This window comes from Kitasatospora sp. NPDC088742, assembly GCF_055584905.1.
Map to the genome: position 1 here is coordinate 1 of NZ_JBVJLD010000046.1, position 13,399 is coordinate 13,399.

Sequence of the window (13,399 nt, forward strand, 5' to 3'; positions counted from 1 at the left end):
GCAGAACAACCTGCGCGGCGAGCTGACGCTGCCCGGGGTGGTGGCGGAGACCGAGGTGCTGCGCACCGGCGCCGCCCGGTTCGAGCTGCTGCTGGAGGCCGCGGAGCGGCCGGACGGCGGGCTCGCCCTGGTGCTGGAGTACCGGAGCGAGGTCTTCGACCGGGTGGTGGCGGAGTGGTTCGCCGACGCGCTGGTGGCCGTTCTGGCGGCGATGGCCGCCGACCCGGGGGCCCGGCTCTCGGCCCTGGTGCTGCCCGGACTCCCGGACGGTGCCGTTCCGGTGGCCGCTCACGCGGCCGAGGCCGTGGCCGGAGCGGACGAACCTCCGCACGGCGGGCTGGAGCGACGGCTCGCCGAGGTCTGGGCTGAGGTGCTCGGGCTCGAACGGGTCGGCCGGCACGAGGACTTCTTCGCGCTCGGTGGCAACTCGCTGCGCGCGGTCCGCGCGGCCGCCCGGATCACCACCGCGGTGGGACGGCCGGTCACCACCGTCCAGCTGTTCGCCGCCCCGACCGTGGCCCGACTGGCGGAGCAGCTCGCCGGCCGGCCCGACGGACCGTCAGCCGCCCTCCCCGCCACGGTCATCCCGCGCATCCCCCGCATTCCCCGGAGCCGTACCGGACCGACCTCCACCCCCGCATCCGCCCCCACCGGCGAGGAGTGAGCCACCACCCATGGACATCAGCGTGATGTTCTTCGGCGCCGACGACGCCGGAGGCGACACCGACCACGCCGCCACGTACCGCGACATCCTGGCCGTCGCCAGGGAGGCCGACCGCCTCGGGCTGACCGCCGTCTGGACGCCGGAGCGGCACTTCCAGCAGGTCGGCCAGGTCTTCCCGAGCCCGCCGGTGCTGAGCGCGGCCATCGCGGCCACCACCGAGCGGATCGGGATCCGGGCGGGCAGCGTGGTGCTGCCGCTGCACCACCCGCTACGGGTGGCCGAGGACTGGGCGGTGGTGGACAACATCTCGTCCGGCCGGGTCGGCCTCTCGGTCGCCACCGGCTGGCACTCCACCGACTTCGTCCTGGCCCCCGACCACTACGCCGACCGCCGGGAGCGCGCCCTGCGCGACATCCCGCTGCTGCGCCGGCTCTGGGCGGGGGAGGAGGTGGAGTACCCCGACGGCACCGGGAAGCCGGTTGCGGTCCGGCCCCAACCCCGGCCGTTCTCATCGCGGTTGCCGATCTGGATCACCAGCTCGGGCAACCCGGAGACCTGGGTCACGGCCGGTGGCCTGCGCACCAACGTGCTGGCCGCCACCATCGGCCAGAGCCGGGAGCAGCTGGCGGAGAAGATCCGCCGCTACCGCGAGGCGTACGCCGCGGCGCCCGAACAGCTCGGCACCACCGAACGCGGCACCGTGACGCTGATGGCGCACACCTACGTCGGCGAGGACGACGCCGAGGCCGTCCGGACTGCCGGTGGACCGCTCCGCTCCTACCTCAAGTCCTACGTGGCGCAGACCGCCGCGAACCGCGCCGACGACGGCCGGGCCGCCGCCCTCACCCCCGAACAGACCGACCAGCTGGCCGAGTTCGCGCTCCGCCGGTACCTGGACTGGGGCGGGCTGCTCGGCTCGCCCGACCGCTGCCGCCGCATCCTGGCGGACCTGCGTGACCTGGGCTGCGACGAGGTGGCCTGCTTCATCGACTTCGGCCTCGGCAGGGACGAGGTACTGGCCGGGCTCCACCGGCTGGCCGGACTCCGGAAGGACATCTGACGCATGAACAGCTCGATGGCCGCCCGCTTCGCCGCGCTCAGCAGCGGGCAGCGGGTGAAGCTGCTCGCCCGGCTGGCCGAGGCCGGCCGGCTCGGCGAGATCCCGGACGTGGTGCCCAGGCGCGACGAGCAGGACGGCCCGGTCCGGCTCAGCCCGGCCCAGGAGGACCTCTGGGTCTACGAGTCGCTCTATCCGGAGAGCGCCGCGCTGAACCTGTGCTGCGCCTACCACTTCGACACCCCGGTCCGGGCCGAGGACCTGGAGCGGGCGCTGACCGTCGTGCAGGAGCAGCACGACATCCTGCGGATGCGGATCTCCGGCGAGGCCGGTGACCTGCGGATCGCCTTCCCGCCGGCGCAGCCCTTCGTGCTGGAGCGGGTGGATCTGCGCGCCACCGGCCGGACCCTCGAGGAGTACCTCGCCGAGTTCAGCCGGGGCACCTTCGACCTGGCGCGGGACCGGCTGATCCAGGGCCGGTTCGTCACCGTGGACGAGGGCCGCTCCACCCTGGTGCTGCGGCTGCACCACATCGCCACCGACTGGTGGTCCTTCGACGTGCTGCACACCGAGTTCACCGAGGCCTACCAGGCGGTCCGGGACGGAAGGCCGCTCGGCAAGGCCCGACCCGAGATCCAGTACGCCGACTTCGCCTCCTGGCAGCGGGAGTTGGAGAGCTCCGGCGTCTTCGAGGCCCAACTCGGCTTCTGGCGGCGCTACCTGGGCGAGCCACCCGCCCCGCTGACGGTCGGCCGGGTGGGCCGGGCGCTCACTCCGGGGGAGGGGCGGCCGGGCATCCGCCAAGTGCCGTTCCACGTCGGGACGGAGACCGAGGCGGTGGTCCGGGCCTTCGCCCGTGAGCACGGCGCCAGCGTCTACCACGTGCTGATGAGCGCCTTCGCGGTGCTGGCCCACCGCCTCAGCGGGCAGCGCGACCTGGTGCTCGGCACCCCGACCGCCAACCGCTCGGCCAAGGGGCTGGAGCGGGTGATCGGCTACGTGATGAACTCGGTGCCGACCCGCTGGCGGATCGGTCCGGAGAGCACGTTCGCCGAGCTGGTGGCCCGGTTCGCCGCCGAGTTCCCCTCGGTGCTGGCGCACGCCGACCTGCCGGTCGGACGGATCGTCACCGCGCTGGACCCGGAGCGGGTGCCGGGCCGGTCGCCGCTGTTCCAATGGGTGTTCATGCACCTGCCCCGGCAGGAGAGCGTCCGGCGACTGCGCGAGATCGCCGAGCCGGAGCGGATCCACACCGGCGGCGAGCACGACGTGGTCGGCATCATGCGGGACGTCGAGGACGGCATCACCGGCACCCTGGAGATCCGCACCGACCTCTACCCGCCGGAGCTGGTCCAGCACTGGGCGGACGCCTTCACCACCCTGCTGGCCGGGCTGCTGGCCGCTCCGGACGCGCCGGTCGACCGGATCGAGCTGCTGAGCGCGCCCGAGCGGGCCGGCCTGCTCTCCGCCGAGGAGAGCACCGCCGGGCCCGACTCCCTGGCCACGCTGCTCGACCGGCAGGCCTCCGCCACTCCGGACGCCCTCGCGATGGACGGCGAAGTCCGGCTCAGCTACGCCGAGTTGAACGAGCGGGTGGGTCGGCTGGCCGGTGCGCTGGCGGCCCGGGGGCTCGGGCCGGAACAGCTGGCCGCCGTGGTCCTGGGCCGTTCGGCCGCCACCCTGACCGCCCTGCTGGCGGTCCAGCGGGCCGGTGCCGCCTACCTGCCGGTCGACCCCGACCACCCGGCCGAGCGGATCGCCTTCCTGCTGGCCGACGCCGCGCCGGTGCTGCTGGTCACCGACCGGGAGACCGCCGCCACCCTGCCGCCCACCGAGGTCCCGCTCTTCCTGCTCGACGAAGAGGACCGGCAGCGGGCCGAGGTGCTCCCGCCCGCACCGGTGCGGGCCGACGGCCTCGGCTACGTCATCCACACCTCCGGCTCCACCGGCCGGCCGAAGGGCGTTCTGGTGGAGCACCGGGGCATCGCCGCCCTCACCGAGGCGCTGACCGGCCGGTTCGGGCTCGCCCCCGGCGCACGGGTGCTCCAACTCGGCTCGCCGAGCTTCGACATCACGGTGATCGAGCTCTGCCTGGCCCTCGGCTCCGGTGCCACCCTGGTCCTCCCGCCGCCCGGCCCGCTGGTCGGCACCGAGCTGAGCACGTTCCTGACGGAGCAGCGGATCTCCTGCGCGATGGTGCCCCCGACGGTGCTGGGCGCGGTCCCGGCCGGGGCGTACCCGGAGCTGACCGTGCTCGGCCTCGGCGGCGACGCCTGCCCGCCCGAACTGGTCGCCGCCTGGGCCCGCCCGGGCCGGCGCGTGCTCAACCTCTACGGCCCGACCGAGGCGACCGCCGCGGTGACCGTCAGCGATCCGCTGACCCCCGGCCCCGCCGTCCCGCCGATCGGCCGCGCCTTCCCCGGTGCCCGGGTGTACCTGCTGGACGGGCGGCTGCGCCCGGTGCCGGCCGGCGTCCCCGGCGAGCTCTACCTCGGCGGCGGGGCGGTCGCGCGCGGCTACCTGGGCCGCCCGGGCCTGACCGCCGAGCGCTTCCTGGCCGACCCGTACGGTGCCCCCGGCGCCCGGATGTACCGCACCGGGGACCTGGCGCTGCGCCGGGCCGACGGCCAGCTGGACTTCCTCGGCCGCGGCGACGACCAGGTCAAGCTGCGCGGTCTGCGGATCGAGCCCGGCGAGGCGGCGGCCGTGCTGGCCGCCCACCCCGACGTGGCCCGGGCCGTGGTGGTGCCGCGGGACGGCCGGCTGGTCGGCTACGTGGTGCCGGAGTCCGGCGCCGCCCTCGACCTCGCCGCGCTCACCGCGCACGCGGTGGCCGCGCTCCCGGCCCATCTGGTGCCGAGCGCGCTGGTCCCGCTGGAGGCCCTGCCGGTCACCGTGCACGGCAAGCTGGACCGGGCCGCGCTGCCCGCCCCCGCGACCGGGCCGCGCGAGGGCGGCCGGGCGGCCGCCGGCGCGGCGGAGGAGCTGCTCTGCGGGCTCTTCGCCGAGCTGCTCGGCGCGCCGGGCGCCGGCCCCGAGGACGGCTTCTTCGAGCTGGGCGGTGACTCCATCCTGGCGATCCAGCTGGTCTCCCGGGCCCGGGCCGCCGGCCTCGGCCTGACGCCCCGTGACGTCTTCACCGCCCGTACCCCCGCCGCGCTCGCCCTGCTCGCCGGGCCGGTCGCCACCGGCCCGGCGGAGGACCCGCAGGAGGGCACCCTGCCCGCCACCCCCGTGCTGCACTGGTGGCGGGAGCAGGACGCCCGCCTGGAGACCTTCACCATGTCCGCCCGGCTCCCGGCCCCGGCCGGACTGGACGGGGACCGGGCGGCGGCCGCGCTGCGCGCCCTGACGGCCCGTCACGGCATGCTGCGGATGCGGCTGACGGCCGACGGCCGGATCGAGGTTCCCGGGGCGGAGCTGGAGCCCGGGCTCACCCGGGTGGACGCCGCCGGCCTGACCGACCTGGAGCTGCGCGCGGACGCGGAGGAACGGGCCGCCGCCACCGCCCTGGACCCGCGCGAGGGGCGGGTGCTGGCCGCCACCTGGTACGACCGGGGGCCGGAGCACGACGGCCGTCTGCTGCTCTCCGTGCACCACTTCGCGGTGGACGGCGTCTCCTGGCGGATCCTGGCCGAGGAACTCGCCGTGCTGCTGGCCGATCCGGCCGCCGAGCTGCCGCCGACCGGTACCTCGTTCCGCCGCTGGTCGCAGCTGCTGACCGACGGCGCCGAGGCCGCCTTGGCCGAACTCCCCTACTGGCAGGAGGTCCTGGCCGGCGCCGAGCGGCCGGTCCGCCGCCCCGGACGGGAGCGGACGGTGCACCGGGCCGAGCTGTCGCCCGAGACCACCGCCCAGGTGCTGACCGCCGTCCCGGCCGCCTTCCGCTGCGGACCGAACGAGGTGCTGCTGACCGCCCTGCTGGCCGCCGCCCTGCGGCAGCGCGGCGAAGGCACCTCCCTGCTGGCCGAGTTGGAGGGGCACGGCCGGGAGAGCGAGGCGCCGGACGTCGACCTGTCCGGCACGGTCGGCTGGTTCACCAGCCAGTACCCCGTCCGGCTGGACGCCGGCCCGGCCGGCGCCGCCGCCTTCTGGCGCGGCGGCCGGGAGCCCGGCACCGCCCTCCAGCTGGTCAAGGACCACCTGCGGGCCGTCCCCGGCGGCGGCCTCGGCTACGGGCGGCTGCGCCACCTGCACCCGGCGGCCGGGCCGCTGCTGGCGGCCCTCCCCGAGCCCGGACTGCGTTTCAACTACCTGGGCCGGACCGGTGTTTCGGGTGGCGGCCTGGAGCTGCTGGACGCGGGCGACGGGCTGCCGCTCGCCCACCCGGTCGAGCTGGACGCGGTGGCCGAGACCGGCCCGGACGGCCGCGAACGGCTGGTCGCCGCCTGGTCCTACGACCCCGCGCTGGCGCCCGGGGTGCCGGAGCTGGCCGAGGGCTGGTTCGAGGCGCTCGCGGTGCTGGCCGCGCACGCCGCCGAGCAGGGGGCGGGCGGGGCCAGCAGCTCCGACTTCCCGCTGGTCGAACTGAGCCAGGACCAGATCGCCCTGCTGGAGGACGACTTCGACGCCGAGGGGGACTGGTGAACCGGATCGCCGACATCCTGCCCGCCACTCCGACCCAGGAGGGCCTGCTCTACCAGACCCTGCTGGAGCCGGACGGGCCGGACGTGTACCTGGTGCAGGCCCGCTTCGACCTGCCCGGCCGGGCGGAGGGGGGCGCGGCGGTCGACGCGGCGGCGCTCCGCCGGGCGCTGGCGGCCCTGCTGGAACGCCACCCGAACCTGCGCGGCTGCTTCCGCCACAAGGGCGTGGACCGCCCGGTGCTGCTGGTCCCGCAGCGGGTGACCGTCCCGTGGCGCGAGGTCGACCTCTCCGGGCAGGCCGGCGCCGAGGCCGGGCTGGCGCGGCTGCTGGAGCAGGACCGGGCCGTCCGCTTCGACCTGGGCCGCCCGCCGCTGCTGCGCGCCCTGCTGGCGCACCTGCCAGGTGGTGCGTCGGCGCTGGTGCTGACGATCCACCACATCCTGGTGGACGGCTGGTCGATGCCGGTGCTGGCCGAGGAGTTGGCCGCGCTGTACGCGGGCGGGCAGCCCCTGCCGCCCGCCCCGTACAAGGAGTACCTGGCCTGGCTGCGCCGCCAGGACGAGGCGGTGGCGGCCGAGGCCTGGCGGGAGGCGCTGAGCGGCGCCGAGCCGACCAGGGTCGCGTCCGACGGGCCCGGCAGGCCTGGTCGGTCCGCCGGCTCCGGCGGGGCCGGTCCGCTGCCCGGCGTGGTGGACCTCGAACTGCCGCCCGGGCTGGGCGAGTTGCTCCGGACCCGGGCCCGCGCGGCCGGCGTCACGCTCAACACCCTCACCCAGGCCGCCTGGGCCCTGGTGCTGGCCCGTACCACCGGCTCCGAGGACGTGGTGTTCGGTGCGGTGGTCTCCGGCCGCCCGGCCGAACTGCCGGGCGTGGAGCGGATGGTCGGCCTGTTCATCAACACCGTGCCGGTCCGGGTCCGGCTCCGGGCCGAGGAGCCGGTGGAAGCCCTGCTGGCCCGGATCCAGCAGGAGCAACTGCGGCTCGCCCCGTACCACCAGGTGCGGCTGGCCGAGGTGCAGCAGGCCGCCGGTGCCGGTGAACTCTTCGACACCGTCCTGGCGTTCGAGAACTACCCGCGCCCCGAGGAGGCCGCCGAAGGCCCCCGGCTGACCGATGTCCGGGACGCCACCCACTACCCCGTCACGCTGGCGGTGGTGGTCGGTGAGCGGATCCTGCTCCGGCTGGCCCACCGTCCCGACCGGATCGGCCGGGACGGGGCGGAGCGGCTGGTGGCCCGGCTGGTCCGGGCCCTGGAGCAGCTGGCCTCGGAGCGACCGGCCGCCGGGACGGTCGGTGAGTTGGACGTCCTCCCGTCGGTGGAACGGGAGTTGCTCGCCTCCTTCCACGGCCGGCCCCGCCCGGAGAGCGGGCTGAGCCTGCCGGAGCTGCACGCCCGGCGGGTGGCCGCCGCTCCCGACTCCCCGGCCCTGGTGGCCGGCCCGCTGGTGCTCACCCATGCCGAACTGGCTGCCCGGGCCGAGGACCTGGCGTCCCGGCTGGTGGCGGCCGGGGTGCTGCCCGGCGCGCCGGTGGCGCTGCTCCTGGACCGCTCGCCCGAGCTGGTGGTGGCCCAGCTCGCGGTGGTCCGGGCCGGTGGCCACTACGTCCCGCTCGACCCGGCGCAGCCGCCCGCCCGGCTGGCCCGGCTGCTCGCCGACACCGGCGCCCGCCTGCTGCTGGCCGGACGGGCGCCCGACTGGCTGCCCGGGTCCGTGCGGGTGCTGGACCCCGCCGCCCCGGCGGAGCGGACCGCCGTCACCCTGCCGACGGTGGGCCCGGACACCGCCGCCTACGTGATGCACACCTCCGGCTCCACCGGTACGCCCAAGGGCGTGGTCACCACCCACCGGAACGTGGCCGAACTCGCCGCCGACTCCTGCTTCGACCCGGCCGCCCACCGCCGGGTGCTGCTGCACAGCCCGCACGGCTTCGACGCCGCCACCTACGAGCTCTGGGTGCCGCTGCTGAACGGCGGCACCGTGGTGCTGGCCCCGCCCGTGCGGCTCACCCCGGGGCTGCTGCGCGAGCTGATCGCCGAACACCGGCTCACCGCCGTCTGGTTGACGGCCGAGCTGTTCCGCACGGTGGCCGAGCTGGACCCCGGAGCCCTGGCCGGGCTGCGCGAGGTCTGGGCGGGCGGTGACGTGCTCGATCCGGAGGCCGTCCGGCTGGTCCGCGCGCACTGCCCGGACACCACGGTGGTGAACGGCTACGGGCCGACCGAGAGCACCACCTTCGCCGCCACCCACCGGGCCGGCCCCGGGGACGGCCCCGGCCCGCTGCCGATCGGCCGTCCGCTCGACAACTCCCGTTCCTACGTGCTGGATCCGCTGCTCCGCCCGGCCCCGGTCGGCACCGTCGGCGAACTCCACCTGGCCGGCACCGGCCTGGCCCGGGGCTACCTGGACCGGCCGGGCCTGACCGCCGAACGCTTCGTCGCCGACCCGTACGGGCCGCCCGGCACCCGGATGTACCGCACGGGGGACCTGGCCCGCTGGACGGCCGACGGCGAGCTGGAGTTCGCCGGCCGGGCCGACGGACAGGTGAAGATCCGGGGCCACCGGGTCGAACCCGCCGAGACCGAGGCCGTACTCACCCGCGCCCCGGGCGTGGAGCGTGCCGTGGTGCTGCCCCGGCCCGACCCGGCCGGCGGCCGCCGCCTGGTCGCCTACCTGGTCCCCACCGATGACCCGGCGGCCACCGAGGGGGCGGAACCCGCCGACGGCGCGGTGACCGCGGTCGATCTGGCCGCCGTCCGCCGCCACGCCGCCGAGCAGCTGCCCGCCCATCTCCTCCCCGCCGCCTATCTGGTGCTCCGTCACCTGCCGCTCACCGCCCACGGCAAGCTGGACCGTGCCGCGCTCCCGCTCCCCGGGGCCCCGGCCCCCGTGGCGCTCGCGCCGCGCACCCCGCGCGAGCGGGTGATCTGCGACCTGTTCGCCCGCGTGCTGGGTCTGCCGGCGGTCGGGCCGGACACCGACTTCTTCGCGGCCGGCGGCCACTCGCTGACGGCCATGCGGCTGTCGGCCGCCGTGGAGTCGGCGCTCGGTGTCCGGCTGCCGATCAGCGTGCTGCTCGAGGCGCCGACGCCGGGCGGACTGGCCGACCGGCTCGACGGCGCGGGTCCGATCGCCGACGACAGCGCCGCCCCGCTGCTCACCCTGCGGGCCGGTGGCACCCGCACTCCGCTGATCTGCCTGCACGCCGGGATGGGCTTCGGCTGGGGGTACACCGGTCTGCTGGGCCACCTCGCTCCCGGCCGGCCGATGTACACCGTCCAGTCCGCCGCCCTGCTCGGCTCCACCCGCCGCCCCGGCAGCATGCGCGAACTCGCTCTGGAGTACCTGGAGTTGATCCGCAAGGTGCAGCCGGAGGGCCCGTACCTGCTGATCGGTCACTCCTTCGGCGGCCTGATGGCCTACGAGATCGCCGCCCTGCTGCGCGAGCAGGGCGAACCGGTCGGTCTGGTCGGCGCGCTCGACACCTTCCCGCTCGCCGAGACCGGCATCGAGCAGCAGGTGTCCCCGGAGTTCGTCGAGCAGGAGACCCTGCGGATCCTGCTCCGCAACGGCTCCCCGGGCTTCGTGCCCGGGGACGGGCCGCTGTCCCGAGCCGAGGCCTTCGCCGAAGTACGGTCCGTCTACGGGCCGTTCGGTGGCTGGAGCGACCGGCGGCTGAACGCGCTGGTCGACATGCGCAGCCGGTACATCGAGCTCTCGCAGAGCTACCGCCCGCCCGCCTTCGACGGTGTGGTGGACCTGTTCTCGGCCACCGCCGAGCCGGACGGCGTGAGTTCGCGGACCAAGGCCGACGCCTGGCTGGCCGGTGCGGCCGAGGTCCGGGTGCACGACATCGACTGCAACCACAGCGAGATCGTCCGCCCCGGCCCGTCGGCCGAGGTCGCCGCCGCCCTCGCCCCGATCCTCAGGGAGTTCTGACCGATGCCGCCCGCCGATCACCAGTCCGCCGATCACCAGTCCGCCGAGCACCGGCCCGTCCCGCCGCCGGAGGAGTACGAGTTCCCGGTCTCGCCCGCCCAGGCCCGGCTGCTGGTGCTGGACCGGATGCACCCCGGCAGCGCCCAGTACCACGTACCGGCCGCCTTCGCGGTGGACGGCCCGTTCGACCTGCCCGCCTTCACCCGCGCGCTGGACGCGCTGGTGGCCCGGCACGAGTCGCTGCGCACCTCGCTGCGCGTCGAGGACGGCGAGTGCCGGCAGGTGGTCGCCGAACGGGCCGGGGTCGAGGTCCGGTTCGGCCAGGTCGAGTCCCTGGCCCAGGCCCGCCCGGTGATGCTGGCCGAGGCCGCCCGGCCGTTCGACCTGGCGCGTGGCCCGCTGCTGCGCTGCACCGTCTACACGGTGGACGGCGGCGGCCACCTGCTGCTGCTGACGGTCCATCACGCGGTCTGCGACGGCTGGTCGCTCCAGCTGATGCTGGCCGAACTCGGCGCGCTGCACCGGGGCGAGGAGCTGGAACCGCTGCCGCTCCAGTACCCGGACTACGCCGCCTGGCAGCGGGAACGGCAGGAGAGCGGCGGCTTCGACGCCTCGGTCGGTCACTGGCGCGAGCAGCTGGCCGGTGCACCCGCCACCCTGGAGCTGCCCACCGACCGTCCGCGTCCCGCCGTGCAGTCGGCCGAGGGCGGGGCCGAGCGCTTCGTGCTGACCGAGGCCGTCCGGACCCGGTTGGCCGGGCTCGCCCGCAGCCGGGGCACCACCCCCTTCACCGTGCTGTTCGCCGCCTACCACGCCTTCCTGGCCCGGATCTCCGGCCGCCGCGACCTGGTGGTCGGCTTCCCGGTCTCCGGCCGGGACCTGCCCGAACTCCAGGGCATGGTCGGCATGTTGACCAACACCCTGGCGCTGCGCACCGAGCTGGACGACCGCCTCTCGTTCCACCGCCTGGTGGACTCGCTGAGGGAGCGGCTGGACTCCTCCCGCCCGTACCAGGACGCGCCGTTCGGCGCCGTGGTGGACGCCGTCGCGCCCGGTCGGCAGCTCAGCCACGACCCGGTGGTACAGGTGATGTTCGCCTACGACGACGACACCGAGCTCCGGCTGGACCTGCCCTGGGTGCGCACCGAGCGGATCGAACTGCTGCTGCCGGACGCCAAGTTCGATCTGATGCTGTACGTCGAGCGGCTGGGCGAGGACCTGGTGGCCCGGTTCTTCCACCGCACCGACCTGTTCGACCCGGAGACCGTCCGGGCCTGGGTGCGCAGCTTCCAGGAGTTGCTGGACGGTCTGCTGGACCGTCCCGACCGGCCGATCGCCGAGATCGGCATGCTGCCCGCCGAAGACCGCCACCGCATCCTGCGCGAGTGGAACGCCACCGGCACCCCCACCACCGACCGCCTGGTGCCCGACCTGGTGGCCGAGCGCGCCGCCGAGCGCCCGGGAGCCCTCGCGCTGGTCGCGGGGAGCACCACCCTCACCTACCGTCAACTCCTGGACCGGGCGGACGAGCTGGCGGACCGCCTGCGCGCCGCCGGGATCGGCGTCGGGGTGCCGGTCGGGCTCTGCCTGCCGCGCACCGCCGAGATGGCCGTCGCGGCCCTCGCGGTGCTCCGGGCCGGCGGCGCCTACCTGCCGCTGGACCCGGAGCAGCCCCCGGCCCGGCTGGCCCACATGCTCACCGAGGCCGGCGCCGCCCTGGTGCTGACCACCGCGGCGACCGCCGAGCGGGTCTCGGGCCTGGGCGTCCAGGTCGGCGTGCTCGGCGGGCACGGGCCCGAACTCGCCGCCGCGGCACGGCCGGTGGGCGAGCCCGGCCCGGGCGACCTGGCCTACGTGCTCTACACCTCGGGCTCCACCGGCATCCCCAAGGGCGTGGCGGTCGAGCACCGCGCTCTGACCAACCTGGCTACCGCAGTCCGTCAGCAGTTCCCGGTGACGGAGGCCGACCGGGTGCTCCAGTACGTCTCCTTCGGCTTCGACGTGGCCGTCTCCGACCTGTTCTTCACCTGGGTGGCCGGAGCCGAGCTGCACCTCGCCGAGGAGGACGAACGGCTCGGCGAGGCCCTGTTCGCCCGCCTTCGCGACTCGCACGCCAGTTACGCCTTCCTGCCGCCCTCGGCCGCCATGTCGCTGCCCTGCCCGCCCGGCGCGCTGCCCGAACTGCGCACCCTGGCCGTCGGCGGCGAGGCCTGCCCGCCCGAGCTGGTCACCCGCTGGGCGGTGGACAGCCGCCGCCTGCTGGACGCGTACGGGCCGAGCGAGAACACCGTCTACTCCACCATCGCCGCCCTGCTCCCCGGGGAGCAGGTGGTGATCGGCCGCCCGGTCGCCAACACCCGGGCCTACGTGCTGGATCCGCTGCTGCGCGCGGTGCCGGTCGGCGTGGCCGGCGAGATCTACCTGGCCGGTGACAGCCTGGCCCGGGGCTACCAGGGCCGGCCGGGCCTGACCGCCGAGCGGTTCGTCGCCGACCCGTACGGCCCGCCCGGCTCCCGGATGTACCGCTCGGGCGACCTGGGCCGCTTCGACGCCGGGGGCACCTTGAGCTACCTCGGCCGGGTGGACAGCCAGGTCAAGGTGCGCGGCTTCCGGGTCGAGCTCGGCGAGATCGAGACCGTGCTGGCCGCCCACCCGGACGTCTCGCGGGCCGCCGCCACCGTCTTCGGCACCGGCGCGGACCGCCGGCTGGCCGGCTACGCGGTGCCCGCCGATCCGGCGGTGGCCCCGGCCCTGGCCGAGCTGCGCGGCTGGCTGGCCGGACGCCTGCCCGGCTACATGGTGCCGGAGACCCTCCAGCTGCTTCCGGAGCTGCCGCTCAACCGCTCGGGCAAGGTCGACCGGGCCCGGCTGCCCGAACCCTCGGGCGCCCGGCCCGAGTCGGAGCGTCCGTACACCGCCCCGCAGGGACCCACCGAGCTGATGCTGGCCGGTCTCTGGGCCGCCGTCCTGGGGCTGGACCGGGTCGGGGCGCACGACAACTTCTTCGAGCTGGGCGGCAATTCGATCCGCCTGCTCGCCGTCCAGACCGCGCTGCGCGAGCGGGGCCACCCCGGCCTCGGCCTGGTGGACCTCTTCCGTCACCCGGACATCGCCACCCTCGCACGGCAGCTGGACGGTGCCGGCACCGGTGAG

Annotated in this window: 5 protein-coding genes; all 5 read left to right on the plus strand. The window is 75.9% G+C overall.

The genetic code is table 11. The annotated features are described in order from the left end of the window. Positions 1-664 (plus strand): phosphopantetheine-binding protein (locus ACZ6ZR_RS29190; protein ID WP_465647322.1); only part of this gene is annotated, 664 nt, incomplete at its 5' end. Positions 665-674: 10 nt separating this feature from the next. Beyond that, a complete protein-coding gene (locus ACZ6ZR_RS29195) occupies positions 675-1,724 on the plus strand; it encodes a MupA/Atu3671 family FMN-dependent luciferase-like monooxygenase (protein ID WP_465647324.1) in 1,050 nt (349 codons plus the stop codon). Between the two features lie 3 nt (positions 1,725-1,727). Next, entirely contained in the window at positions 1,728-6,308 is a 4,581-nt protein-coding gene (locus ACZ6ZR_RS29200) for an amino acid adenylation domain-containing protein (protein ID WP_465647326.1), read from the plus strand. Continuing rightward, entirely contained in the window at positions 6,305-10,246 is a 3,942-nt protein-coding gene (locus ACZ6ZR_RS29205) for an amino acid adenylation domain-containing protein (RefSeq protein ID WP_465647328.1), read from the plus strand. The genes ACZ6ZR_RS29200 and ACZ6ZR_RS29205 overlap by 4 nt, the downstream gene beginning before the upstream one ends. A 3-nt stretch (positions 10,247-10,249) precedes the next feature. Then, positions 10,250-13,399 (plus strand): non-ribosomal peptide synthetase (locus ACZ6ZR_RS29210; RefSeq protein ID WP_465647330.1); only part of this gene is annotated, 3,150 nt, incomplete at its 3' end.

What these genes read in the sequence shown, in the direction of transcription:
- ACZ6ZR_RS29195 (WP_465647324.1), top strand. Translation starts at nt 675, where the DNA reads ATGGACATCAGCGTGATGTTCTTCGGCGCCGACGACGCCGGAGGCGAC.
- ACZ6ZR_RS29200 (WP_465647326.1), top strand. Translation starts at nt 1,728, where the DNA reads ATGAACAGCTCGATGGCCGCCCGCTTCGCCGCGCTCAGCAGCGGGCAG.